The 24,275-nt window shown below is 56.2% G+C and carries 25 protein-coding genes; 12 read left to right on the top strand and 13 right to left on the bottom strand.

Annotated elements, in window-relative coordinates; translation table 11 throughout:
• From ACXJGX_RS09010 to ACXJGX_RS09000, 3 genes are all read right to left on the bottom strand, one after another.
• The coding region (locus ACXJGX_RS09010; RefSeq protein WP_295314877.1) for a GTP-binding protein at positions 1-119 on the bottom strand (119 nt) is incomplete at its 3' end.
• A gap of 303 nt (positions 120-422) precedes the next feature.
• Positions 423-2,312 (bottom strand): PhoX family protein, encoded by a 1,890-nt coding sequence (locus ACXJGX_RS09005; protein WP_474780736.1) that lies wholly within the window; start codon positions 2,310-2,312, stop codon positions 423-425.
• Between the two features lie 105 nt (positions 2,313-2,417).
• Positions 2,418-4,724: a DNA topoisomerase IV subunit A gene (locus ACXJGX_RS09000; protein ID WP_474780734.1), complete on the bottom strand. Its 2,307-nt coding sequence runs from the start codon at positions 4,722-4,724 to the stop codon at positions 2,418-2,420.
• A 133-nt stretch (positions 4,725-4,857) separates the two neighbouring features.
• Here ACXJGX_RS09000 and ACXJGX_RS08995 point away from each other — a divergent pair, with 133 nt between their 5' ends.
• The 7 genes from ACXJGX_RS08995 to ACXJGX_RS08965 all read left to right on the top strand — a co-directional run bounded on the left by ACXJGX_RS08995 (position 4,858) and on the right by ACXJGX_RS08965 (position 9,495).
• Positions 4,858-5,331 carry an SH3 domain-containing protein gene (locus ACXJGX_RS08995; RefSeq protein ID WP_474780732.1) on the top strand — a complete coding sequence of 158 codons (474 nt, stop codon included), beginning with the start codon at positions 4,858-4,860 and terminating at the stop codon, positions 5,329-5,331.
• 93 nt (positions 5,332-5,424) lie between these two features.
• Entirely contained in the window at positions 5,425-5,934 is a 510-nt protein-coding gene (locus ACXJGX_RS08990) for an SH3 domain-containing protein (RefSeq protein ID WP_474780731.1), read from the top strand.
• Between the two features lie 42 nt (positions 5,935-5,976).
• Positions 5,977-6,804, top strand: coding sequence for an SDR family NAD(P)-dependent oxidoreductase (locus ACXJGX_RS08985; protein ID WP_474780729.1), 828 nt, complete (start codon positions 5,977-5,979; stop codon positions 6,802-6,804).
• Between the two features lie 62 nt (positions 6,805-6,866).
• Positions 6,867-7,073, top strand: coding sequence for a twin transmembrane helix small protein (locus tag ACXJGX_RS08980; protein ID WP_474780727.1), 207 nt, complete (start codon positions 6,867-6,869; stop codon positions 7,071-7,073).
• Between the two features lie 3 nt (positions 7,074-7,076).
• A complete protein-coding gene (locus ACXJGX_RS08975) occupies positions 7,077-7,649 on the top strand; it encodes a cob(I)yrinic acid a,c-diamide adenosyltransferase (protein WP_474780725.1) in 573 nt (190 codons plus the stop codon).
• A gap of 161 nt (positions 7,650-7,810) precedes the next feature.
• Positions 7,811-8,569: an electron transfer flavoprotein subunit beta/FixA family protein gene (locus ACXJGX_RS08970; protein WP_474780723.1), complete on the top strand. Its 759-nt coding sequence runs from the start codon at positions 7,811-7,813 to the stop codon at positions 8,567-8,569.
• A complete protein-coding gene (locus ACXJGX_RS08965; protein ID WP_474780721.1) occupies positions 8,569-9,495 on the top strand; it encodes an electron transfer flavoprotein subunit alpha/FixB family protein in 927 nt (308 codons plus the stop codon). The genes ACXJGX_RS08970 and ACXJGX_RS08965 overlap by 1 nt, the downstream gene beginning before the upstream one ends.
• A gap of 351 nt (positions 9,496-9,846) precedes the next feature.
• On the opposite strand, the gene ACXJGX_RS08960 is transcribed toward ACXJGX_RS08965, so the two are convergent.
• Positions 9,847-10,692: a DUF6473 family protein gene (locus ACXJGX_RS08960; RefSeq protein ID WP_474780719.1), complete on the bottom strand. Its 846-nt coding sequence runs from the start codon at positions 10,690-10,692 to the stop codon at positions 9,847-9,849.
• Between the two features lie 157 nt (positions 10,693-10,849).
• On the opposite strand from ACXJGX_RS08960, the gene ACXJGX_RS08955 reads away from it, so the two are divergent.
• A complete protein-coding gene (locus tag ACXJGX_RS08955) occupies positions 10,850-11,725 on the top strand; it encodes a 3-hydroxybutyryl-CoA dehydrogenase (RefSeq protein WP_474780717.1) in 876 nt (291 codons plus the stop codon).
• On the opposite strand, the gene ACXJGX_RS08950 is transcribed toward ACXJGX_RS08955, so the two are convergent.
• From ACXJGX_RS08950 to ACXJGX_RS08920, 7 genes are read right to left on the bottom strand one after another with little or no spacing between them, the layout of a single operon-like run.
• Positions 11,722-12,600 carry a lysophospholipid acyltransferase family protein gene (locus ACXJGX_RS08950; RefSeq protein ID WP_474780715.1) on the bottom strand — a complete coding sequence of 293 codons (879 nt, stop codon included), beginning with the start codon at positions 12,598-12,600 and terminating at the stop codon, positions 11,722-11,724. The two genes, ACXJGX_RS08955 and ACXJGX_RS08950, sit on opposite strands and share 4 nt — an antisense overlap.
• 28 nt (positions 12,601-12,628) lie before the next feature.
• Positions 12,629-12,898 (bottom strand): HPr family phosphocarrier protein, encoded by a 270-nt coding sequence (locus ACXJGX_RS08945; protein WP_474780713.1) that lies wholly within the window; start codon positions 12,896-12,898, stop codon positions 12,629-12,631.
• Positions 12,895-13,290 (bottom strand): PTS sugar transporter subunit IIA, encoded by a 396-nt coding sequence (locus ACXJGX_RS08940; RefSeq protein ID WP_474780711.1) that lies wholly within the window; start codon positions 13,288-13,290, stop codon positions 12,895-12,897. Before ACXJGX_RS08940 ends, ACXJGX_RS08945 begins: the two co-directional genes overlap by 4 nt.
• Positions 13,287-14,201: an RNase adapter RapZ gene (gene rapZ / locus ACXJGX_RS08935; protein ID WP_474780709.1), complete on the bottom strand. Its 915-nt coding sequence runs from the start codon at positions 14,199-14,201 to the stop codon at positions 13,287-13,289. The genes ACXJGX_RS08940 and rapZ overlap by 4 nt, the downstream gene beginning before the upstream one ends.
• The gene (locus ACXJGX_RS08930; protein ID WP_474780707.1) at positions 14,198-14,623 is read right to left on the bottom strand and encodes an HPr kinase/phosphorylase; all 426 of its coding nucleotides are present in this window, start codon (positions 14,621-14,623) and stop codon (positions 14,198-14,200) included. The genes rapZ and ACXJGX_RS08930 overlap by 4 nt, the downstream gene beginning before the upstream one ends.
• 9 nt (positions 14,624-14,632) lie before the next feature.
• The gene (locus ACXJGX_RS08925) at positions 14,633-16,357 is read right to left on the bottom strand and encodes a sensor histidine kinase (protein ID WP_474780705.1); all 1,725 of its coding nucleotides are present in this window, start codon (positions 16,355-16,357) and stop codon (positions 14,633-14,635) included.
• A 3-nt stretch (positions 16,358-16,360) separates the two neighbouring features.
• Positions 16,361-17,062: a response regulator transcription factor gene (locus ACXJGX_RS08920; RefSeq protein WP_474780703.1), complete on the bottom strand. Its 702-nt coding sequence runs from the start codon at positions 17,060-17,062 to the stop codon at positions 16,361-16,363.
• Between the two features lie 299 nt (positions 17,063-17,361).
• On the opposite strand from ACXJGX_RS08920, the gene ACXJGX_RS08915 reads away from it, so the two are divergent.
• Together ACXJGX_RS08915 and ACXJGX_RS08910 are read left to right on the top strand one after the other, a co-directional pair.
• Positions 17,362-18,960 (top strand): phosphoenolpyruvate carboxykinase, encoded by a 1,599-nt coding sequence (locus ACXJGX_RS08915; protein WP_474780701.1) that lies wholly within the window; start codon positions 17,362-17,364, stop codon positions 18,958-18,960.
• A gap of 60 nt (positions 18,961-19,020) precedes the next feature.
• Positions 19,021-19,557: a DUF3859 domain-containing protein gene (locus ACXJGX_RS08910; RefSeq protein WP_474780699.1), complete on the top strand. Its 537-nt coding sequence runs from the start codon at positions 19,021-19,023 to the stop codon at positions 19,555-19,557.
• 18 nt (positions 19,558-19,575) lie between these two features.
• Here the strand turns inward: ACXJGX_RS08910 and ACXJGX_RS08905 are convergent, their stop codons facing one another.
• A complete protein-coding gene (locus ACXJGX_RS08905) occupies positions 19,576-20,346 on the bottom strand; it encodes a sulfite exporter TauE/SafE family protein (RefSeq protein WP_474780697.1) in 771 nt (256 codons plus the stop codon).
• Between the two features lie 145 nt (positions 20,347-20,491).
• Here ACXJGX_RS08905 and ACXJGX_RS08900 point away from each other — a divergent pair, with 145 nt between their 5' ends.
• A complete protein-coding gene (locus ACXJGX_RS08900; protein WP_474780695.1) occupies positions 20,492-22,165 on the top strand; it encodes an acyl-CoA dehydrogenase family protein in 1,674 nt (557 codons plus the stop codon).
• A gap of 108 nt (positions 22,166-22,273) precedes the next feature.
• Positions 22,274-23,302 (top strand): NAD-dependent epimerase/dehydratase family protein, encoded by a 1,029-nt coding sequence (locus ACXJGX_RS08895; RefSeq protein WP_474780693.1) that lies wholly within the window; start codon positions 22,274-22,276, stop codon positions 23,300-23,302.
• Here the strand turns inward: ACXJGX_RS08895 and recO are convergent.
• A complete protein-coding gene (gene recO / locus ACXJGX_RS08890) occupies positions 23,299-24,024 on the bottom strand; it encodes a DNA repair protein RecO (RefSeq protein ID WP_474780692.1) in 726 nt (241 codons plus the stop codon). The two genes, ACXJGX_RS08895 and recO, sit on opposite strands and share 4 nt — an antisense overlap.
• Positions 24,025-24,275 lie beyond the last annotated feature (251 nt).

The raw sequence follows: 24,275 nt of genomic DNA, 5'->3' as shown, positions 1-24,275 counted from the left end.
TGGAAGTCACCAAAGTACTTGGTGATCGCTGCGGTCAGGGTCGTCTTACCGTGGTCAACGTGGCCAATCGTGCCGATGTTAACGTGTGGTTTATTACGTTCAAACTTTGCCTTAGCCATATCGCAGGGCCCTTAATTTTTTGAGGGGCCACAATGGCCCGGTCCAACATCGCGGGCGATGTATTGGGAAACAGCGGGGAAATCAAGAGGCATTGACGCCTAACTGTATGACCAAACCCTGATTCTTCGGATTCTGACACCCATCTATCGTCAGCATCACGTGCAACTTACATCACCTGCGCGGCACACAAAAGCCGCTTCGATAATCACGCCAGACATACGCCCAGCGCGTTTCTTCTTTGATAAAGACAGCAACCCCTTGGCTGAGGACGGGTAGTAATAACCCGTCCTCGCACCAATTGATTAACCCACCAATGCGCCGTCTGCACGTTTGACAGCAATGATGCTTGAACGCGGCAACTTTCCCTCGCCATCAGGGAAAGGTGCAGCAGGGTGCTGGATACCGACAAACATGGTGCGTTTGTCAGCCGACCATGTCAGCCCTGTGACTTCTGACCCATTTGGCCCGGTCAAGAACCGTTCAATCTGCCCGGTCACGGGATCACCCACCAACATCTGGTTATTGCCCATTTGCGCAAACTCACCTTCGTTGCTGTCGTCACCGTCCGTTTGGATCCACAGCAACCCTGTGCTGTCAAACTGCATCCCGTCAGGCGAATTGAACAGGTTCCCTGCGTTGACATTATCGGACCCGGCATATGCGTCTGTGTGCACAGTCGGGTTACCAGCCATCACATACAAATCCCACGTAAATCCGGTTGCGGCGTGATCCTTGCCATCGGGACGCCAGCGCACGATCTGCCCGTATTCATTGGCGTTGCGCGGATTCGGCGTCTTGTCTGCACCGGCCATCGCGTCGCCGCCAGCGTTCGCGGCACCTTCACCGCGCTTTGAGTTGTTGGTAAGCGCGCAATATCCTTCAACGTCGATCGGGTTGACCGCAACCCATTCAGGGCGGTCCATCGTGGTTGCCCCGACCTTTGAAGCGGCCTGGCGTGTAAAGACGGCGATTTCAGCAGCATCCATGCCGGTGGTTTCAGGCGTCAACGCGATCCATTCACCCGTCATATCATCATTGAATTTAGCGACATACAGCTGACCTTCGTCCAGCAACGCCGATGTGGGGCCGCCGGCGGTATAGACGCCTGCCGACACATATTTATACATAAACTCGCCGCGTTCGTCGTCACCCATATAGACCACAACCCGGCCATCTGGTGCGATCACTGCTTCGGCATTTTCGTGTTTGAACCGGCCCAACCCGGTATGTTTGATCGGGGTCGATGTCGGATCGGATGGATCGATTTCGACGATATAGCCAAATCGGTGTGGCTCGTTCGGGTTTTGCGACACATCAAAGCGTGCATCATACTTTTCGTACCCGTAACGGCCCTCTTTGCCGATGCCATAGCGATCATATCCGTCTGGCAGTGCAAAATCGGCGTCAACGGAACCGAAATAGCCGTTAAAGTTTTCTTCACAGGTCAGATATGTCCCCCAGGGCGTCCGGCCCGAACCGCAGTTGTTCGTCGTGCCCAACACAGTTGTCCCTGCAGGGTCGGCGGCAGTCTGCAAAAGCGCATGACCAGCCGCAGGGCCTGCCAATGTCATCGGGGTGTTCTGCGTGATGCGGCGGTTCAGATCGCTGTCTTTCACAATCGCCCAGCCATCCGGACCTTCGGCAATCTCCATGACGGTCACACCCTGCATGTTTTGCAGAATTTTCGCGTCATCCGCCGATGTCGTTTCGCCACCCGTATGCGGCAAGTTGATGTCCGGGTTCACATATTCGTGGTTGACCGCGATCACTTGCCGGCCATTGACAACAAAGGTTTCCATACCATCGGTATTTTCGCCGAACACACGGTCAGAGCTAGCGATCGAAACGCCGGTATCTTGGCTCAGTTCTTCGGCATCAGAAAACAGGGCGTCGCCCCATTTCGCCATTGGCTGCCATGTGTATCCTTCGGGAACATGTACCGTGAAATCGGTCGCGATCGGAATCGGTTTGAACGCAAAGCGGCTGGCGATCTGCGCCTCGCCAGAGGTTCCCGACAGCATCCCGGTTCCCATCACAGCCGCGCCCGAACCAAAAGCCACAACGCCTGTCAAAAATCCACGGCGCGACACCGCAGATTCAACAACTGCGTCGAAATCTGTCGTTGCGGGGGCGGGGCGCTGTAGTTCATCCCACGCGTCCCAAGAAAGGTGTTTTGTTTCGAAATCAGTCATTTGCTAGCTTCCCTATGGTGGCGCATGATTCAGCGCCTACCTAGGCGGCTAGGTTTGCAGATTTATGACAATTTTCATGACCGCCTTCAGGGGCAGCCTAAGGTGTCAGGTGAATTTGTTATCTCTTGGAAACCCGCGCGGCGCCATGCGACCAGCGCTTGCGCGTTTGCCGGCCCACTCGTCCAGTTCCGTTTCGGTGCGGGTGCGCCCTGCGGGGTCAAGCCAGCTTAACCCTTCGGACAGCGTGAATGTCGCCGCGTCTGACATGCCGCCATCTTTGTATTTTTGCAGCCGCACACCTTTGCCACGGGCCATTTCAGGCAGCTCATCCAGCGGGAAAACCAACACTTTGCGGTTTTCACCGACGACCGCAACGTGATCCCCGCTGACGCGTTTACAAACCTGCGCCATGCCGCTTGCGACATTCAACACCTGTTTGCCCGTGCGAGTCTGGGCCAGAACTTCATCTTCGGGGACAATAAACCCGTTCCCTTCGGCTGATGCCACCAACAGTTTTGCGCCCGGTTTATGAACCAGAATGTCGATGATCTCGGCCTCGTTGGGCAGGTCGATCATCAGGCGCAACGGTTCGCCCATACCCCGCCCACCCGGCAGGTTGGCGCCAGACACCGTATAAAACCGCCCGTTCGCCGCAAAGACCAACAGACGGTCCGTGGTTTCGGCGTGAAAGGCAAAACGCGGGCCGTCGCCGTCTTTGAATTTCAATTCGCGCGTCAGGTCGATGTGACCCGTCATCGCGCGAATCCATCCCATTTGCGAACAAACGACGGTAATCGGCTCTCGTTCGATCATCGCTTCGAGCGGGACATCAACCACCTCGGTCGCTTCTGCAAATTGGGTGCGACGCTTGCCGCCGACACTGTCGCGGCCAAAGGTTTTGCGGGTCTCGCGCAGTTGTTCGGCGATCTTGGCCCATTGCAGGTCATCACTGGCAAGCAATGCCTCGATCCCTGCGCGCTCTGCACGCAGGGCATCACGTTCGGCAACCAATTCCAGCTCTTCCAGACGCCGCAAGCTGCGCAGACGCATGTTCAGAATGGCTTCGGCTTGGACTTCGGTCAGTGAAACTTCGGGATCGGCCCCAACTGGCCCCTTGTAATCGGCATCCGACATGGCGCGGACATGATCCAGTGCCCAATCTTCGGCCATCAACGCCTTTTTCGGGTCATCGTCATAGCGGATGATGTCGATGACGCGGTCAAGGTTGAGGAAGGCAATGATAAAGCCCTCTAACACCTCAAGCCGGTGGTCGATCTTTTCCAGACGGTACAAACTACGGCGTGTCAGGACCTCGCGGCGGTGATCCAGAAACGCGCGCAGCACTTCCTTAAGCGAACAAACCTTGGGCGTTACCCCGTCGATCAACACGTTCATGTTCAGGCTAAACCGGGTCTCAAGGTCAGAGTTGCGGAATAACATCCCCATCATCACTTCTGGGTCGACGGTTTTCGCACGTGGCTCCAGCACAATACGGACATCCTCGGCGGATTCGTCACGCACGTCCGCCAGCAGCGGCACTTTTTTGGTCTGGATTACTTCGGCCAGCTTTTCGATCAGCTTGGATTTTTGGACCTGATAGGGAATCTCGGTCACGACAATTTGCCATGTGCCCCGCCCCAGATCCTCAACCTCCCATTTCGACCGCAGACGGAACGACCCGCGACCTGTCCGGTACGCCTCGGAAATATTCGCGGCGGGTTCGACAATAACGCCGCCAGTCGGAAAATCCGGTCCGGGGATGTAATTCAGCAATGTTTCGTCGCGCGCATCTGGCGTCTTGATCAGGTGCAAACAAGCGTCGATCAATTCGTGCAGGTTGTGCGGCGGAATGTTTGTCGCCATCCCAACCGCGATTCCGCTGGACCCGTTCGCCAACAGGTTCGGGAATGTCGCAGGCAGCACGGTTGGTTCTGTCAGGCGGCCATCATAGTTATCGCGAAAATCAACAGAATTCTCTGACAACCCTTCCAAAAGCGCTTCGGCGGCGGCGGTCATGCGGGCTTCGGTGTAGCGACTTGCCGCGGGGTTATCGCCGTCGATGTTGCCAAAGTTCCCCTGCCCGTCCACCAACGGATAGCGGACGTTGAAATCTTGGGCCAAGCGCGCCATCGCGTCATAAATCGCCATGTCCCCATGCGGATGAAAATCCCCCATGGTGTCACCACTGATTTTTGCGGACTTCAAAAACCCACCTGTCGGCGACAACTTTAGCCGCGACATCGCATACAAAATCCGACGGTGCACAGGCTTTAGCCCGTCACGTGCATCTGGCAACGCGCGGTGCATGATCGTCGACAGCGCATAGGTCAAATAGCGGTCGCCAATGGCCTTGCGAAGCGTTTCAGTGGTGTCGTTTGGTCCCATTGCGGACCCGCTGCTCTTATCATTCATGGCATTGGTTTAGCGGTAGGGAATTGTGGCGTAAAGCCGCGATAATTCCCCGTTTCACGTATTGATCAATATGTTTGATAGCCCGCAACAGATTTTCAAAGGGTTCAGCCCATGCGGCTGGGAATGACACGCAATGTTGAGACTGACAGCGATAACCGGATTCTTCTTGTTTTTAGCGGCATATGAAATGTCCGGCGGCACGGACTTTGCCCCCGGCGCGCAGCGCGACCGCGACACAGTTGCCACGGCCGAACCCGTGAAACCACAGCAAAGACGCGCAACCACCACGTCCTTTCCGACCCGTGCGGCCACGAATGATTATGTGCCGTTTAACACCCCGATCATCGTGCGGTATGAAGCTAGCGCAGCAACCCCGGTCGCGCACACACGCGACACAGCCGATCAAACTGCACACGCCCCGCTGCGCACGATCGCTGGCAATCGGGTGAACATCCGCAGTGGTCCCAGCACAGGACACAGGATCGTCACAACACTGCCGTCGGGCACAGCCACCCATGTTCTTCAAACAGAGGCAGACTGGGTGCAGGTCAAGGTATCAGGAAGCGACCACATCGGGTGGGTCGCGGCACACCTGTTACACGACTGATCCTCTCGCGCATCAAGCTATTTGGGAACTTTTGCGCGGTTCGCTGGTTTTGATCACAACAGCAGACAGAAAGAATTTCAGATGTACAAGTTTATGTTCGTTACCACCGCTATGTTTTCATGGGCGTTTTATGAAATGTCTGGCGGGGCAGATTTCACACCGACAGCCAAAGTCATTCCAGAACAAACGCCTGTTTCCGCAGAGGTTGAACATGGCACGCCCGTAGCTGTGATCGCCCAAGCGCCAAGAGTTACCCCCCGGATTCAGATGATTAACGGCGTCGAATACGTCGACTTTAAAAACCCCATCATTTTGCCGGCGCCCGGTGCGATCCCAACACCGCAACCTGATGGACAGATCAGTCAAGCCAGCTTTGGCGCGACACAAGCTGCCGTTCAAGAAAGCGCCGCCCGCGACTTGCGCATTGTTCTGGGCGACAACGTAAATGTGCGTCTGGGCGCTGGCCGTGCGCACCCCGTTCTCACCACTGTCCCAAGCGGAACCGAAGCAGAAATGCTGGAACAGCGGGGCGACTGGGTCAACATCCGGCTGTTGGAAACGGGTGAAACCGGCTGGATGGCTGCTTGGCTGATCAGCGATTAACCGACGCTTGCCAGTGCCGCCTGAACGCGGCACACATGCGTCATGTTACAAAAAACCATCCTTATAACGGGCTGTTCATCTGGCATAGGCTATGACGCAGCACACGGACTGCGTGCAGCAGGTTGGCGCGTTTTCGCAAGCTGCCGCAAGCAAACCGATTGTGATCGCCTCAAAGCCGAAGGCTTTGACAGTCCACGTATCGACTATGCCGATAGTGCCACGATCGCCAGCGGCCTGGCTGAAACGCTTGCGGCGACGGGCGGCACGCTTGATGCGCTGTATAACAACGGGGCCTTTGCCTGTCCCGGCGCCGTTGAAGACCTGCAAACTGACGGTCTGCGGGCGATTTTTGAAACCAATGTGTTTGGCTATCACGACCTGACACGCCAGGTGATTCCCGTCATGCGGACCCAAGGGCACGGGCGGATCATCAACTGTTCATCCGTATTAGGGCTTGTCGCGATGAAATGGCGTGGCGCTTATGTGTCCACGAAATTTGCGCTTGAGGGGCTGACGGACGTGCTGCGGATTGAAATGCACGACACACCGATCAAAGTGATCCTGATTGAACCCGGTCCAATCACATCAAACATCCGTAAAAACGCGATTCCGCATTTTGAACGATGGATTGATTGGGAAAATTCCGCACGTGCCGCGCAGTACAAAACCTTGATGTCGCGGCTTTATACCGACAGCGGACCCGATCAGTTTGAATTGCCGGCATCCGCAGTGACGAAAAAACTGCTTCACGCGCTGACGGCGTCGCGGCCCAAGGCGCGGTATTATGTCACAACACCGACTTATATCATGGGAACTTTGCGGCGTATTCTGCCGACGCGCTGGTTGGACGCATTGATAATGCGTGGCTAACGGGTTTCTTTCGTGCCAAGACCCGCTAGATTACGCGCGCAACCCTTTGAGAGGACTTTAACATGGCAAGTGACCCATTTTTCTGGCTCGTCGCGGCCGCCGCCCTGTGTGTGCTGGCGATCTTGTTGTTTGGCATCGGCACCTTTGGAAAAGGGGGCGAATTCAATCGCAAATACGCCAATAAAATCATGCGCTGGCGGATCGGGGCGCAGTTTGTCGCGGTCATCTTGATCGTGGCCTTTGCCTATCTGCGCAGCCGGGGGAACTAAACAATGGTGGTTCTGAACAAAATCTATACCAAATCCGGCGATACGGGCGAAACCGCGCTGGGAAATGGCGAACGGGTCGCGAAGTATGACGTGCGGGTCAACGCCTACGGAACAGTAGATGAAACCAACGCCACCGTCGGGCTTGCGCGCCTGCATGCAGATGGTGAAATCGACGCGCAACTGGCAATGATCCAAAATGACCTGTTCGATCTGGGCGCGGACCTGTGCCGCCCTGACATGGACAAGGATGCTGATGCCGCGCACCCGCCATTGCGGATGTCGGGTGCGCAGGTCGGACGGCTGGAAATTGAAATTGACGCGATGACCGCGCACGTCGATCCGCTGCGCAGTTTTGTGCTGCCGGGTGGCTCTGCTCTTGCCGCGCACTTGCACTTGTGTCGCACCGTGTCGCGCCGCGCCGAACGTCTGATTGTAGAACTGGCCGGACAGGATCATGTCAATCCGGACGCTGTCAAATACCTAAACCGTCTATCGGATTGGTTTTTTCAGGCGTCACGGATCGCCAATGGTAACGGAAAAAACGATGTTCTTTGGGTGCCCGGCGCAAATCGTTAAACGAAAGTCAGGTAAAAACCCGCCCGCACGATGACGTTAACGTCAAGAACGTGGCGTCCATGCGGGCCACTGCGTCGATTTTGCACTGTTTTCGCCTGCGCCCAGCGGGTAACAACAACACTGAAAGACTAACGATCAATTTTCTTGGGAGAAATACGCAGATGAAGGTCATCGTACCGGTCAAGCGCGTGATCGACTATAACGTGAAGGTTCGCGTCAAAGCGGACGGCACGGGTGTCGATCTAGCCAATGTCAAAATGTCCATGAACCCGTTCGACGAGATTGCCGTCGAAGAGGCCATTCGTCTGCGTGAAGCGGGCAAGGTGGAAGAAGTCATCGCCGTATCCATCGGCGTTAAGCAAGCGCAAGAAACACTGCGCACCGCGTTGGCTATGGGTGCAGACCGCGCCATCCTTGTTGTTGCTGCCGACGACGTGCACACCGACATCGAACCGCTTGCAGTCGCGAAAATTCTTGCCGCAATCGTAAAAGAAGAAGCCCCCGGTCTGGTGATCTGTGGCAAACAAGCCATCGACAACGACATGAACGCCACCGGGCAGATGCTGTCGGCGCTGCTGGGCTGGTCGCAGGCGACCTTTGCGTCTGAGGTTAACATTGACGGCGACAGCGCCGTGGTGACCCGCGAAGTCGACGGTGGCTTGCAGACAATCAAGGTCAAGACACCAACCATCATCACGGTTGACTTGCGCTTGAACGAACCGCGCTATGCGTCGCTTCCCAACATCATGAAGGCCAAGAAAAAACCTTTGGATGAAAAGACACCTGCCGATTACGGCGTTGACGTCGCACCGCGCCTGACAGTGGTCAGCACAACAGAACCAAGCACACGTCAGGCTGGTATCATCGTTGGTTCCGTCGACGAACTGATCGCGAAACTTAAAGAAGTGGGGGCTGTATAATGGCTGTTCTTCTCCTTGCTGATGTCACCAACGGCCAGCTTTCGACTGACGCTGTCGCCAAAACCGTGACTGCGGTTACGGCGCTGGGTGACGTTCATATTCTGGTCGCCGGACAAGGCGGCGACGATGCCGCCGCAGAGGCGGCCAAAATCGACGGCGTTGCCAAAGTGATCTTTGCAAACGACCACGCGTATTGCCACGCCTTGGCCGAACCGGTTGCAGATCTGATCGTATCGCTCGCCGGCGACTATACCCACATTGCGGCACCCGGCACTTCGGACGCGAAAAACATCATGCCACGCGTTGCGGCCCTGCTGGACGTGATGGTGATTTCCGAAGTCACGGCAATCGTCGATGCCGACACATTCGAGCGCCCGATCTACGCAGGCAACGCGATCCAAACCGTCAAATCCACCGACACCAAAAAGGTCATGACCGTGCGCACTGCAGGGTTTGATGCTGCGGGAATGGGTGGGACTGCGACCGTTGAAACCCTTGGCACAGCCGGCAATGCCAACCTGTCCGCATGGGTCGAAGACAAAGTCGCTGCTTCTGACCGCCCCGAATTGACATCCGCTGGTGTGGTTGTGTCCGGTGGCCGCGGTGTCGGGTCCGAAGAGGATTTTGCGCTGATCGAAAAGCTGGCCGATAAACTGGGTGCAGCCGTGGGTGCATCGCGCGCCGCCGTCGACAGCGGCTATGCCCCGAACGACTGGCAAGTCGGCCAAACCGGCAAAGTTGTTGCGCCGGACCTTTATGTTGCCATCGGCATTTCCGGGGCAATTCAACACCTTGCCGGGATGAAAGACAGCAAGGTCATCGTCGCCATCAACAAAGACGAAGAAGCCCCAATTTTCCAAGTCGCCGACTTTGGGCTTGTTGCTGATCTGTTCACCGCGGTGCCAGAGTTGACAGAAAAGCTCTGAAGCTTAAACCAAAAACGACCCAAGGGGCCTGCGCTTGCGGGCCCTTTTTTATGGCGGGTCCCAGCAGCAGACAATGAACTACCTTTCTCAAGCGGTGGCAACAGCAGACGTAAAGTGCGTAAATAGATACGTCCTGTCAGCGCAACGCGGCCGAAATGTCTGATCACGAGGCCGATACCTCACGCCCATCCGAACGGCAGACGCACCAGTCCTGATATGCCCTGTTGGTGTCTTCACTCGCAACGCATCACTCACGTTACGGCGCATATCCCCACTTGCACGAACTGGCACGGGACACTTACGACATGATGGTCTGCCCCGGCCAAAGGTTAGGCAAAGCCTTTTGAACGTCTAGATGGTGTAGAGCTGTTCACGGATCGCTGGGACCAAAACCGCACTTGCTTCGTAGTGGCTTCGGACACCCAGCATTTCAGACGCCATTGCATGTTGGGACGCGGAATGGATCATGCCTTTTGCACCCTCTGTCTTAGCAGCGTGGGACGGCTGCACGACCACCACACCCCTAACCAACGGGCGCAATTCATCAATCAAAGACGCTGTGACGAATAACGGATCACGCTTCAAATGGTCAGGGCGCATCGACCAATGTTGATTGTTTAATTCTTGGTCTGAAAACCACAATAGAATGACATTGCGCCCGATCTTTGACACCATGCTACGCATGCGCGCCAACCACGCCTGTCGCAGCTCATTCACCACAATATCAAAACGCTCGGGTGATGTATCGTGCAAGGCGCCTAACATATGCCGTGTAAAAGAAAACTGCGAAAAATCGACCTCTGGATAAATTGCCTGCAATACCGTTGATGCCATCAAAAACCGATCATTGCGGCGCGGATGCACCGAATAAAATCGATTTGACAGATTATGAGCACCCATAATTTGTATCACCGTCAGATCAGCATCGCGGCAAATTTCCAGTACCGCAGTATCTTTCACAACCGCATCGATCCCCCCGTTTACGCAGCCCAAGTTCACGCACGGCTGACGCATCGCTTTTTCAACAAGCGCGGGAAATGGTTTATGTATGAACTTGCCATAAGTTTCCGTCCCGCCGATGAAGGCAAGGTAGGGTTCATTCAGCGCCTTGCGCGGCCCGCGGAACAGCACCTTTGAATTGCCGTACCTACACGGAGAGTAACTTAACTCCCCCGTTTCGATAACCTCTTGCTTCATATTTCCCACCGAATTTTGATCGCCCAGCCAGAGATTCGCAAAAATGATTTGCGAATTCCCTAATGGCAAAATTCAATTTAACTTTTCGGCACCGCGCCGCCTTGCAGCCGACCCAACGCCGGGCCTATGGTGGCCGGGAACCGAAAAGGACAGACAGATGGCAATTGAACGCGTAGGTATTGTGGGCGCCGGTCAGATGGGCAACGGGATTGCCCATGTCTTTGCCGTTGCGGGCTATGACGTCTTACTCACCGATATCAGCGCGGATGCATTGGATGCGGCTGTTGCCTTGATTGACCGGAACCTTGAACGCCAAGTCACAAAAGGCACCATATCCGCCGACGACAAGGCCGCGGCCATGGGCCGGATTAACACAACGCAAACCCTGACAGACCTTGGTCAAACCGACCTGATCATTGAAGCCGCGACCGAACGCGAAGAAGTGAAAACCGCCATTTTTGCGGAACTGCAGCCGCATTTAAAACCCGCCACGATTCTAACGTCGAACACATCGTCAATTTCGATCACCCGGCTCGCGTCGCGCACCGACCGGCCTGAAAAATTCATGGGATTTCATTTCATGAACCCGGTGCCGATCATGCAATTGGTCGAATTGATCCGCGGCATTGCAACCGACGAAGAGACGTTCAAAGCCTGTTATGCCGTGGTTGAAAAGCTGGGTAAAACTTCTGCAACTGCCGAAGATTTTCCCGCCTTCATCGTCAACCGTATTCTCATGCCGATGATCAACGAAGCGATCTACACCCTGTATGAGGGCGTGGGGTCCGTGCAATCCATCGATACATCCCTGAAACTGGGCGCGAACCACCCGATGGGGCCGCTGGAGCTGGCAGATTTTATCGGGCTCGACACCTGCCTGGCGATTATGAACGTCCTGCACGAAGGGCTGGCAGATACAAAATACCGGCCCTGCCCACTGCTTACCAAATATGTCGAAGCAGGCTGGTTAGGCCGCAAAACAAAACGCGGATTTTACGACTATCGCGGCGAAACACCCGTACCAACGCGTTAATCGCGCAACCCCAGTGTGAGGTTTCGCAACCACGCCATAAAGGCGCGGGGGTCTTTTAGGCGTTCTTTGACCTCTGCGTCGTTTAATGTTGGCGCAACGACCGGCTTTTGTGGCCTGCCACATGCCTTGACAATTTCGTGCAACAACAGGCTTTGGCGCAATGTCGCAGAAATGCGGTTGGCCATAAGGTACCAGCGGGAATTGGACCCTGGAAAATAGCAGGGTACGACCTTTGCACCCGAGGTGCGGATCATTTTGGCGGTAAATACATTCCACTCTGCCTCGATCGCCGGGCCAAACAATGTCTCGGATGACGCAACGACGCCCGACGGAAATAGCGCGATCAGGCCGCCATTGCTCAGATGTTCCATGGCCAAACGACGCATTTCGACCATCTTCTTTTGCGCGCCTTCTTCGTGCGGAAACGGCACAGGGATCATGAAATTTGCGGCATCTTGGTCGATCCCAGTCAAAAATGACCGTGTCAAAATGCGATAATCGGTGCGCACCCGACCGATCAGGTCCGCCAGAATCATCCCGTCGACCAAGCCATGCGGGTGGTTGGCGACCAATATTGTCGGCCCTGTTTTGGGAATGTTGTTCAGTTGGTGTTGCGGTGTCTGCAGGTCGATATCCATCACACCCAACGCGCCGCGCCAAAAGTCTTGGCCATGGAATTTACCCATGCGTTCGAATTTTCGGATCATCCGAATGATCCGCGCCTTACCCGTCATCCATTCGATGGCTTGGATCAGCGTACGCTTAAACGGGCTGTCAAACGTGTCCGAATACGTCAGGCGACGGCGGTCATAGACGTGCGGCACATCGTGGGGCAAGACCGATGGTGCTGTGGTTTTCCCGGCTGTATCCGTCAAAACGTCATTTCCTAACCTAAGCCAATGCTTAGTTACCTTCGCCAAATTTATCGGTCACCAAGTCGGTAATCGCTTGTGCAAGTGCGTCCGCCTGTGGCCCACGTGTTTCTACGTCGATATAGGTCCCGATCGAGGCGGCCAGCATTAAAAGCCCCATAATACTATCACCGCTGGCGGACTCTCCATCTTTGCTGACAGTGGCGTCCGCATCAAATCCTTCGACCACTTCAACCAGCTTGGCGGAGGCCCTTGCGTGCAACCCTTTAATATTCTCAATTTTCAAACGGCATGTTGTCATGCGTGCGACCCGCCATTGTGACTGTTGATATACTTATGCGCCGCGTTAATCGCCGCTTCGACTGCATCAGGGACGGTACGGCGCCGTGATTTTGCCAACTTGATCAACATCGGCAAATTGGCCCCGTAAAGGATCCGCCGGTTATCCGGGCCACAGGCGCGCAAAGACAGGTTTGAAGGCGATCCGCCAAACATATCCGTCACGATCACAACACCGTCGCCAGTGTCCACCGCGTCAGCCGCATCACAGATTTCTTCTTGTTTCGCGGCACGGTCGTCTTCGGGACCGATCGCGATGCTCACCATGCCTGTTTGCTGGCCCACGACATGTTCAACTGCCGCAAGGTATTCCTGCGCAAGCCCACCGTGTGCCACAATGACGATACCAATCAAACCTGGTGTCCCTTGTTCCCAAGCGCATCGCGCCGTTCCATTTCACGATGTCGTTTAGACACATGCCACCCATCATCCGCAAGAGCAGATGCAAGGAGTTCCGTAACGGCGACCGACCGGTGTTGCCCTCCGGTACACCCGAATCCAATCGACAAATGCGATTTGCCTTCATCCTTGTGTGCCGGAAGCAGCAGGTCAACCAAGGCTTTGACCCTTTCAAAGAACAAATTGAACCGCGGGTCGCATTTGACATAGGCCGCCACAGCGGCGTCACGGCCATCCAAAGCGCGCAACGTATCGTCCCAATGTGGATTTCGAAGGAATCTGCAATCAATCACGATATCCATCCCCCTTGGCAGACCCCGCTTGTAGGAAAATGAATGGAGCGTCACCCCCAAGGGCCGCCCATCCCCCGGCGCAAACCATCGGTCGATCTCGGCACGAAGGTCATGAGGCGTCATCCCCGTCGTATCAATCAGCACGTCAGCACGGGCGTGCACGCTACTTAACAGTTCGCGTTCGCGCGTAATGCCGACCAATGGCGGTCCCGCCGGGGCCAAAGGATGCATGCGGCGTGTTTCGGAATAGCGCCTGACCAATTCTTCTTCGTTCGCCTCAAGATATAAGACCTGTGCGTCTTGATCAGGGCGCGCCGCCAACTGATCGATTGCGGCGATCAACGCGTCGGTGCCAAAATCGCGATTGCGCACATCCAATCCCAACGCCAGCGGACGGCTTAGCGGCGGTCCATCTAACAGGCGTGGCAACAGCGACAGCGGCAAGTTGTCGATAATCTCGTATCCAAGGTCCTCTAGCGCATTAATCGCCGTTGACCGCCCAGCCCCTGACGGCCCCGTCACCAATACGATGGTCGGGGGCGACGAATTGGGGGGCAAAGGGGGCACTGTCATCTTTCACTCCAACCTGCTTTGAGAAGCTGCAGGATTGCAGGAACAAAGTGATCACCTGCAGCGCGATGAATCAAGGGGATCTTATGCCCATGCAGCATCATAACGCGACGTTCTGGCAGACGCTGTGTCGTTGTCTTATCCAAATCAACGATAAGCTGTACATCGGCCTGCGCAGTCGTCTTCGCGGTCAAAATGCCGACACCGCGGGCCTCGATCAATCCAACAATCGTCTTGGGACAGGATGCGATTAATCCAGTGCGTGTTGGGGTCACACACACACGGTCATCCGCCACAAGAACACAGCCAAGCGCCATCAACTGCAATCCCAATGCAGACTTTCCTGCACCGGACCGACCAATGATGATCACCGCCTTTGCGTCCCACGCCACACATGTCGCATGCAGGGTGGCCGCCGCGGTCATCTGCGCGCCCTAAACCGGAAGCCCGACGACAAACCGTGCACCCAGCGGCTCTGACGTGGGATCGGCATCTGTCGGACGGATATTTTCCGCCCAGATCACGCCGTCATGGGCCTCGACAATCTGCTTGGAAATCGCAAGCCCAAGGCCCGAATTGTTGCCAAACTGCCCCTCAGGGCGTTCGGAATAGAAGCGCTGAAATATCTTTGCCAATGCGCCATCGGGAATACCTGGCCCTGTGTCTTCGACAACCACGAGCACGCGGTTGTCCCGCTTGCGGACCCAAACCCGGATCGCGTCCCCGTCATCGCAGAACGAAATCGCGTTTGTGATCAGGTTCACGAACACCTGTGCAAGACGTCCTTCAAGGCCACGGACTGTAATCGGGTCTGCAGGCACGTCAGCAACATAGTCGATCCCCTTTGCGCGCGCTTCTTTGCCCAGGTATTCGTTCACATTCGCCAACATATTTAGCAGATCAAATGATAGCTCTTCCTCTTTGACCAGCTCACTATCAAGGCGTGACGCGTTAGAGATATCGCTGACCAGTCGATCAAGGCGTTTGACGTCATGTTCGATAACTTCAAGCAACCGCGCGCGTTGATCATCGCGTTTCGCAAATTGCATTGCGCCGACAGCCGAACGCAAGGACGCCAGCGGGTTTTTGATTTCATGCGCCACGTCGGCTGCAAATTGTTCGTTGCCTTCGATCCGTTCGTACAGCGCAGCGACCATTCCGCGCAGCGCACCCGACAAGCGGCCAATCTCGTCTGGGCGTCCCGTCAGATCGGGGATACGGACCTTGCCAGGGGACATCTTGCGGGCGTTGCGGTCATGGCTGGCCTCGGCGGCCGTCGCAAGATCTGCCAGCGGGTTCGCGATTGTCGACGCCAAAACAAGACTAAGACCGATACTGACAAGGATCCCGACCAGAAATAGACGCAAGACCTGTTCGCGCTCGCGCTGCACAAGACTGTCAACTTCGCCCGCCGCCGTGCGCAGCGCAATCACGCCCACAGCGTTTCCGTTCTGCATAATCGGTGTTGTCACGACAAAACTGGTCACGCCGCTAATGGTAGAGGTCTCAAGATGTGTGCCGCGCAACAATGCTTGCCGGACGTTTTCGCGCGTCAGCGCCAACCGCTGTTGGTCAGGCGTCAATATTTCGCCGCGAAAGGCCCCGATCGCAGCAAGCCCATTCCACATTTTGCTGAGATTATCCGTGAGAAACGTCCCGCCAGTGTGCTTTTCAAGCTCTGCTTGCTCTGATGCATCCAGGCTGCCGGTTGCGGTCGCCACTAAAGTCGCATCAAGCCCATACACCGATACCTCGACACCGCCTCGCAGGCTTAACCCGGCCAACGTCTCGGCCGGGTCAATCCCGTCGGCGGTGACAAAATTGACAGGCGCCGCCGAAGGAAGGCGTGCCTCGAATACATCTGAGATCAGCCGGGCCTCGTTGACGAGCCCGCGCGCACGTTGATAGGCCAGATGATCCCGCGACGGGTTAAGGTACAAGACACCCGCAATCAGCAAAATCATCGCGATCAGGTTGATAGTCACAATCTTGCGCGCAATCGGTGAACGACGCAGCGTGAATAAGCCACGCGGCGTCCCGATCGCGTCGATCTCTTCGTCGGACATAACCCAATCGTCGCCCAAAACCAGATCGGGCGCGCGCGCAGCCGCACGCACGGACTGCAGGTCGCGGACGTCGATCTTTGGGGCGGCTGTCATGCCTTACTCTTCGTTGTAACGATACCCAATACCATACAGCGTTTCGATGGCCGAGAAATCGTTATCTGTATTCCGCATCTTTTTACGCAGACGTTTGATGTGGCTGTCGATCGTGCGGTCATCAACATAGACCTGATCATCGTAAGCAACATCCATCAGTTGATCACGGCTTTTGACGAAACCCGGGCGTTGCGCCAGGGCCTGAAGCAGCAGAAATTCGGTCACGGTCAGGGAAACATCGTTCCCCTTCCATTTCACCGCGTGGCGCAAGGGATCCATAACCAATTCGCCACGGATCATGACCTTTGTTTCTTCAGTCTCTTCAATTTCTTCGCCGGCAATCGCGTCTTGGCGACGCAACAACGCGCGAATACGTTCGACAAGCAGGCGCTGCGAAAATGGCTTTTTCACGTAATCGTCTGCACCCATGCGCAGGCCCAGAACCTCGTCAATTTCATCGTCCTTCGAGGTCAGGAAAATGACGGGCATCGACGTTTTCTGGCGCAGGCGCTGCAGCAGATCCATACCATCCATGCGTGGCATTTTGATATCCAACACGGCAATATCAGGCATCCGTTTGTTAAACGCCTCAAGCGCGGACTGGCCATCGTTATAGGTCTCCACCTCAAAGCCCTCGGCTTCAAGCGTCATTGAAACTGACGTGAGGATATTCCGGTCATCGTCAACCAATGCAATTCTAGACATGTGGATCTTCCCTAAGTAGCCGCGTATTCAGTTTTTCAAGCCCGCCTTGGTGTTTTCATCTTTTTGGACAGGCGAATCAATCCCTAACTCAGTCGTCGCCACATTATCGCCTCAATTGGTGCTGTTTTGCATTTTTACCGCTAACATGTCGCAGGCGGCCCGGCAGTTCTTTGCGCTGGTTGCGCTAACATCCGGTTGGTTGCGCTAACGGAACGAAACCCCACTATCCCGCCATAAAAACTTGGTGTTAAGGAGACCTATCGCAGGCCACTAAGGCAAACATTTAAAGGAGCGAACCCATGGACCACGGTAAGGTCAACCCAAAGATGAAGCTTGAAGATCAAGGCATCACAGGGCTGGGTTATGTGTATTACAACCGCTCTGAGGACGCCTTGCAAAAGGCGGCCGTTGCAGCAGGCGAAGGCGTCAACGGCAAGGGTGGCGCGTTGTTGGTGACCACCGGCAAACACACAGGCCGGTCGCCCAAGGATAAATTCGTCGTGCGGACCCCTTCTGTCGAAGACAAAATCTGGTGGGATAATAACCCGCCAATGGATCCTGCTAAATTTGACGTGCTTTACGCTGACATGCTCGATCACATGAAAGGTAGGCGCTACGACGTCCAAGACCTGTACGGCGGCGCCGACCCGGCCTACCGGCTTGATGTGCGGGTTATCACCGAATTGGCATGGCACGGTCTGTTCATCCGGCATTTGTTGCGGCGCCCGGACGCGTCCGAACTTGAAACATTCGTGCCTGAATTCACCATCATCAATTGCCCAACCTTCAAGGCCGATCCAGCCAAACATGGCTGCCGGTCAGAAACGGTCATTGCGCTCAACTTTGACGCCAAACTGATCCTGATCGGCGGCACAGAATACGCCGGCGAAAACAAAAAATCCGTGTTCACCTTGCTTAACTATCTGCTGCCGGAAAAAGGCATCATGCCGATGCACTGTTCGGCGAATCACGCACCGGGTAACCCGGTCGATACCGCTGTATTCTTTGGCCTGTCTGGCACTGGCAAAACGACGCTGTCCGCAGACCCGTCACGGGTTCTGATCGGCGACGACGAACACGGCTGGTCTGATCGCGGCACCTTCAATTTCGAAGGTGGCTGCTACGCCAAAACGATCGGCCTTGACCCCAAGGCCGAGCCGGAAATCTATGCAACCTGTTCGATGCCGCACACCGTCATCGAAAACATGGTGTTTGATCCTGAAACTCTCGAGCTTGATTTCAACGACGACAGCCTGACCGCAAACATGCGCTGCGCTTACCCGTTGAACTATATTTCGAACGCGTCAGAAACCGCGCTTGGCGGGCATCCCAAGAACATCATCATGCTGACCTGTGATGCGTTTGGCGTGTTGCCTCCCATCGCGCGATTGACACCCGCGCAGGCGATGTACCACTTCCTGTCTGGCTTCACCTCAAAGGTTGCCGGGACAGAACGCGGCGTCACCGAACCAGAACCAACCTTCAGCACCTGCTTTGGCGCGCCGTTCATGCCACGCCGTCCCGAAGTGTATGGCAACCTGCTGCGTGCCAAGATCGCCAGCCACGGCGCGACTTGCTGGCTGGTGAATACGGGCTGGACCGGTGGTGCATATGGCACGGGTTCGCGGATGCCAATCAAAGCAACGCGCGCGCTGCTGACCGCCGCACTTGATGGGTCGCTGGCCGAAGGGAGCTTCCGCAAAGATCCGAACTTTGGCTTCGAAGTGCCCGTTGCAGTCGCTGGGGTCGACGACGCGTTGCTGAACCCGCGCGAAACATGGGCGGATCAATCGGCCTATGACGCGCAGGCGCACAAACTGGTGCAAATGTTCAGCGATAACTTCGAAAAGTACGTCCCCTTCATCGACGAAGACGTAAAATCGGCGGCAATTGGTTAAAACCATGGGTGGATCACAATCTGCCTTACGTGATCAGCGCCACCTCGATATGATCAGCCCATGAAAATTGGGCTGGTCATTTTTGCATTCATCACCTTTGCCACGCTTGGGCGTGCAGCGCCCGATATGGTCAGCACTGCGATCAGGGATATTGAAATTGGAATCGTGTGCGCTCCGGACCCGATCGGGTCCAGACCAGCCCCCAACACAATTGCAGGCATCACCCACCAGATCGACCAGTCGCCAAAGTTCGTCTCAGGATCACAGATTGTGCCCGCTGCAATCGGGGTTGGCTTTGGCGCAAGGGTACAGGCGCGTGACGTGAACGGGATAGACGGGGTCACGGTTGTTGTGACCCACCCACCGATGGGCGACGCGGGCACCACCGAACAACGGTTCGAAAGCCAGGTCAGCGGGGTGAGCCGGTCGTTCAGCTTTTACCAATTTGACTACGCCTATGAATTGCAGCCCGGCATTTGGACATTTGCCGCGGAACATAATGGCAAACAGCTGTATCACGCCACATTCGAGGTGGTCGCGCCCAGCACTGTCCCCGGGTTAGCCGACATCTGCGGCTATCGTGAAATGCTATCCTGACGTTGCCGGATTGTGGGGTTAACCCATTACCCCGCGGCGGATCAAATTGACCCCCGCAATAATGAGAACCCACAAAGTCGCGCGCCGGAACCGTTCCTGATCAAACCGGTCGCCCAGCTTGAAGCCAACCCACATGCCCACGATCGCGGGAAAAACAAGAAGCGCGGACAGCGGCCACGTTTGCCCATTTAACACGCCAGACCGCAAATGGCCCAGCAGCAGCATCAGCGACCCAAGGCCGTAAATCACCCCCTGCACGGCCATCTGCCGTGCGCGTGGCGTGCCCAGCGCAAGCAAATACAATACGGTCGGCGGCCCCCACGTGCCCGCCAAACCGCCCAACGCACCAGCAAGCGCACCTGCGGACCATTCGAACGCCCGCCGATATAGTGGGGGGATTTGAGGCCGCCAGCCCACCAACTGAATGGCACACAGTACCACCACAGGCACGCCAAGCACCAAAAACATGGTGTCGGCCGGAATGCGGCGCAGGAACTGTGCCGACACAAGGATCATCACACATACGATACTGACATAGCGCCAATGTTCGCGCAGTGCCTCCCATGCCGGAACCAGTCCGGCGCGTACGACTTGCATCCCGTTTGTCACAACAATCGGGATGATCACACCCGCGACAACAATTTGTGGATCAATAAGAATACCCATCCCAGAAATCATGATCAGCGGCATGGCAAAGCCAACCGCGCCTTTCACGAAACCACCCAAAAAGGTCACACCACAGGCAAAAATCAAAAGCGCAGGCGGAAGAATATCAAATATGTCACTCATGCCCTGTCATACGGCGTTATTTCGGCGATCACACGAAAATTCCTCTGCGACATTTTCGGTTAAACGCTGACGTCAAGGCGAATTAAAGTTGCGCTGCGGATGCAAACATATTATCTCTGCACTTGCAAATATGGGGATTCTCGCGATGGCACACGATGGACAGGATATGACACAAAGCACCAGCCCGGTTTTAGGTGACCTGATGCACCTTTGCCAAACCGCGTTGCCAGCAGTGAATGACATCCTGACGCGCGCCAAAACGATTGTGCGTGACCTTGTCACTGATGGCGACCGCATTTCTGCCCGCCTGATCGAACAGCACCAAACCGCTGCGCACGGTCTTGCATGGCTTGCGACTTACACGCAGGCGCTACAGCAAATGCAGGCATGGGCCGAACGACTGCAAGCCGACGGAAAGTTCGGAGAGACCGAACAACTGCTACATCAGATCGCCTTTGGCGAATACCTTGCGCAAATCTACGGCGGCATCCCGATGAGCCAAGGCGAAATGCTGCGCCTGAACGACATCGGCCTGACCCAAGCCGACATGCTGCCCGCCGTGGCCGCCCTGACCCGCGCGGGCAATACACAGGCCGCCCGCACCCGGCTTGTGGCCCTGATGCAAGAACACTCTGCCAATGTCACCGTCGGCGCCACTGGTCTGGACGACGAATTGGAAATGATCCGCGAACAATTTCGTCGCTTTAGTGTGGAAAAAATCGAACCCTATGCCCACGACTGGCATCTTAAGGATGAATTGATCCCGATGGAGATCATCACCGAGATGGCCGAAATGGGCGTTTTCGGCCTGACCATCCCCGAAGAATATGGTGGTTTCGGCCTGTCCAAAGCATCAATGTGCGTGGTCTCCGAAGAACTGTCACGCGGCTATATCGGCGTCGGCAGCCTTGGCACTCGGTCCGAGATCGCGGCCGAATTGATCCTGTGCGGCGGCACCGAAGCCCAGAAACAGCAGTGGTTGCCCGGTATTGCCAGCGCCGAAATCCTGCCAACAGCGGTCTTTACCGAACCGAACACGGGGTCCGATCTGGGCAGCCTGCGCACCCGCGCGGTCAAAGACGGCGACGATTGGACCGTGACCGGGAACAAGACATGGATCACCCACGCGGCGCGCACCCATGTCATGACCCTGCTGGCACGGACCGATCCCGACACCACCGACTATCGCGGTCTGTCGATGTTTCTGGCCGAAAAGACCCCCGGAACCGACGCAGACCCATTCCCGACCCCCGGCATGACGGGCGGCGAAATCGAGGTGCTGGGTTACCGCGGCATGAAAGAATACGAACTGGGCTTTGACGGGTTCAAGGTAAAGGGTGAAAATCTGCTGGGTGGCGAAACCGGCAAAGGTTTCAAGCAATTGATGCAAACCTTTGAATCCGCGCGCATCCAAACCGCGGCGCGCGCGATCGGGGTGGCACAGTCCGCGCTGGATGTCGGGATGCAATATGCAAAAGACCGCAAACAATTCGGCAAATCCCTGATCGATTTCCCGCGTGTATCCGGCAAACTGGCGATGATGGCTGTCGAGATTATGATTGCCCGGCAACTGACGTACTTTAGCGCTGCCGAAAAAGACAATGACCGTCGCTGCGATCTTGAGGCAGGGATGGCAAAACTGCTTGGCGCACGGATCGCATGGGCCTGCGCCGATAATGCGCTGCAAATCCATGGCGGCAACGGCTTTGCACTGGAATACAAGGTCAGCCGCATTCTATGTGACGCGCGCATTTTGAACATTTTCGAAGGGGCGGCCGAAATTCAGGCGCAAGTGATCGCGCGACGCCTGTTGGACTAATCGGGCAAATAGGCGACACTTGCACGCGATAAGGCAACTCTCGCTTGCATGAAAGCGGCTGACGATCTCTTATAAACTGTCATCAGTTCCCCTTTTCGGAGACCGCACGTGCCAAAAACTGTCCTTCTGACCGGTGCATCCGGTTACATCGCGAAACACATCGCGGTGCAACTTCTGAACAAAGGCTATCACGTGCGCGGGTCACTGCGCACTTTAGACCGCGCAGGCGAAGTTACCGCTGCGGTGTTGCCGCATCTTGCCATCACAGACGACATCGAAAGTCGGCTCACCTTTGTCGCGCTGGACCTTTTGTCTGACGATGGCTGGGTCGACGCCATGGCAGGAATCGATGTGTTGATGCATACCGCATCTCCGTTTCCGATGGTGCAGCCAAAGAACGAAAATGACCTTATTCGGCCTGCCGTTGGCGGTGCGCTTCGGGCGCTGCGTGCCGCGCAGGATGCCGGGGTCACGCGCGTCATCCTGACCTCATCGACAGCGGCGATCAGCGGATCATCGTTACCCCCCGGCGACACATCCTATGACGAAACCAACTGGACGAACGTGAACGACCCGGGCACCGCCCCCTACATCAAATCCAAAACGCTGGCAGAACGCGCTGCGTGGGACTTTGTGCAGGACCATGCGCGAGAGATGAACCTGACGGTCGTAAACCCCGGCTTTGTCACTGGCGCGCCACTCGACCGGCACTTTGGCACATCGATCGCTGTCATCGAACGTATCCTCAAAGCCAAAGACCCGATGCTGCCCAATTTTGGATTCACCGCAGTCGATGTTCAGGACGTGGCCGAAATGCATGTCACGGTGATCGACAATCCCGAAACATACGGCCAGCGGATCATGACGGTTGATCGCTTTATGGCGTTTGCGGACATCGCAAAAGCCATCAAAACCGCCTACCCCGAACGCAAGATCGTCACACGGCTGGCGCCAGACTTTGTGGTCAAATTCCTAGCACTTTTTGATCCCGCAATCCGGCAGATCGTTCCCAGCCTGGGGCGCATCGATAAAATCGATAACAGCAGGGCGATTTCTGTTCTCGGGCGCGGCATGCGGCAAACGCCGAAAAGCGTGGTCAGCACAGCGGCCTACCTGATCGACAACGATCTGGTCTAGCCGCGCGCAATCGCATCCAGCAACCGCGCGCGCGCGGCTGGCATGGGGCGGTCGCCCATACCGCGCAGCAGTCGGTGTTCGATGAAATATCCCGTCGTACGCAACGCCACCAAAATGTCATCGTTGCCCGCGTCGCCCTGCCCCGCCAACACCGGAGGCAACGGCAACAGTCGGTCCGCCCATTCCCCCGCCGCCTGACGGCTGACAGCGCGGCCCGATTTCGGGGAGACATAAATTAGCTCTTCATTGGTGCCACGTACGGCACATGCCGACAGATCCATGCCAAAACCAGTCGCCTCTAATAGTGCCTGCTCCCACCGAAGGTAGGCCAGCGGCCAAACGTCCGACTGGCCCAGCAAATCCAAAAGCGCGATCGTGCGGGTATACATTCTGGACTGCGGTTCGCGTTCTGGCAGCACCATGACGAGCAAAGTGCAAACCGCGTTCAGACCCGCCAACGCCAACCTATCAGCCATCGCCACCGCGGCACGGCTGCGCACTGGCTCGACGGTAAAGCTGCCAAGGTGACTATCAAGGCGGGCTTTCCAAGTGACGGACAGCTGCGCGCCCGGCTGCAGCATCGGGGCAATCTTACGGCTTGTGCCACCGCGCACGACACCGGCGTGTAGCCCGTGTTCGGCACTGAATACATCAATGATAACCGCGCTCTCACCAAAGGGGCGCGTCGCAAGCAACGCCGCCTCATCCCGCCAGGTAATCATTTCAGAAACATCGCATTCATCGTGCTATAACAGCCGCGTGTATCATAGATTGCAAGCCCGGGTCGCCTCCGGCGGGAGTATTTAGGGCAAGATGATACCAACGACCACCTTGCCCCCGCGAAAAGGCATACGCCTCATCACCTTGCACGGCGATCGGCTCTCCAGCCTGTACCGCGCTGTCACTGTGCCAGAACATCCTTAATAACCCGTCACCAGATGACTTGTTCGCATCATCTTGCCAAAAGTACTCC

Source organism: Yoonia sp. SWMV100, assembly GCF_056108365.1.
This window is presented reverse-complemented; position numbering and strand designations above follow the sequence as displayed.

Coding starts and splice junctions, on each gene's coding strand:
- ACXJGX_RS08970 (WP_474780723.1), top strand. CDS start 7,811: ATGAAGGTCATCGTACCGGTCAAGCGCGTGATCGACTATAACGTGAAG.
- ACXJGX_RS08925 (WP_474780705.1), bottom strand. CDS start 16,357: ATGACAGCCGCCCCAAAGATCGACGTCCGCGACCTGCAGTCCGTGCGT.
- ACXJGX_RS08905 (WP_474780697.1), bottom strand. CDS start 20,346: ATGAGTGACATATTTGATATTCTTCCGCCTGCGCTTTTGATTTTTGCC.
- ACXJGX_RS08990 (WP_474780731.1), top strand. CDS start 5,425: ATGTTCGTTACCACCGCTATGTTTTCATGGGCGTTTTATGAAATGTCT.
- ACXJGX_RS08960 (WP_474780719.1), bottom strand. CDS start 10,692: ATGAAGCAAGAGGTTATCGAAACGGGGGAGTTAAGTTACTCTCCGTGT.
- recO (WP_474780692.1), bottom strand. CDS start 24,024: ATGATTACCTGGCGGGATGAGGCGGCGTTGCTTGCGACGCGCCCCTTT.
- ACXJGX_RS08900 (WP_474780695.1), top strand. CDS start 20,492: ATGGCACACGATGGACAGGATATGACACAAAGCACCAGCCCGGTTTTA.
- ACXJGX_RS08965 (WP_474780721.1), top strand. CDS start 8,569: ATGGCTGTTCTTCTCCTTGCTGATGTCACCAACGGCCAGCTTTCGACT.
- ACXJGX_RS08975 (WP_474780725.1), top strand. CDS start 7,077: ATGGTGGTTCTGAACAAAATCTATACCAAATCCGGCGATACGGGCGAA.
- ACXJGX_RS08980 (WP_474780727.1), top strand. CDS start 6,867: ATGGCAAGTGACCCATTTTTCTGGCTCGTCGCGGCCGCCGCCCTGTGT.
- ACXJGX_RS08930 (WP_474780707.1), bottom strand. CDS start 14,623: ATGACCGCGGCGGCCACCCTGCATGCGACATGTGTGGCGTGGGACGCA.
- ACXJGX_RS08995 (WP_474780732.1), top strand. CDS start 4,858: ATGTTGAGACTGACAGCGATAACCGGATTCTTCTTGTTTTTAGCGGCA.
- ACXJGX_RS08985 (WP_474780729.1), top strand. CDS start 5,977: ATGTTACAAAAAACCATCCTTATAACGGGCTGTTCATCTGGCATAGGC.
- rapZ (WP_474780709.1), bottom strand. CDS start 14,201: ATGACAGTGCCCCCTTTGCCCCCCAATTCGTCGCCCCCGACCATCGTA.
- ACXJGX_RS08955 (WP_474780717.1), top strand. CDS start 10,850: ATGGCAATTGAACGCGTAGGTATTGTGGGCGCCGGTCAGATGGGCAAC.
- ACXJGX_RS09000 (WP_474780734.1), bottom strand. CDS start 4,724: ATGAATGATAAGAGCAGCGGGTCCGCAATGGGACCAAACGACACCACT.
- ACXJGX_RS09005 (WP_474780736.1), bottom strand. CDS start 2,312: ATGACTGATTTCGAAACAAAACACCTTTCTTGGGACGCGTGGGATGAA.
- ACXJGX_RS08945 (WP_474780713.1), bottom strand. CDS start 12,898: ATGACAACATGCCGTTTGAAAATTGAGAATATTAAAGGGTTGCACGCA.
- ACXJGX_RS08920 (WP_474780703.1), bottom strand. CDS start 17,062: ATGTCTAGAATTGCATTGGTTGACGATGACCGGAATATCCTCACGTCA.
- ACXJGX_RS08915 (WP_474780701.1), top strand. CDS start 17,362: ATGGACCACGGTAAGGTCAACCCAAAGATGAAGCTTGAAGATCAAGGC.
- ACXJGX_RS08910 (WP_474780699.1), top strand. CDS start 19,021: ATGAAAATTGGGCTGGTCATTTTTGCATTCATCACCTTTGCCACGCTT.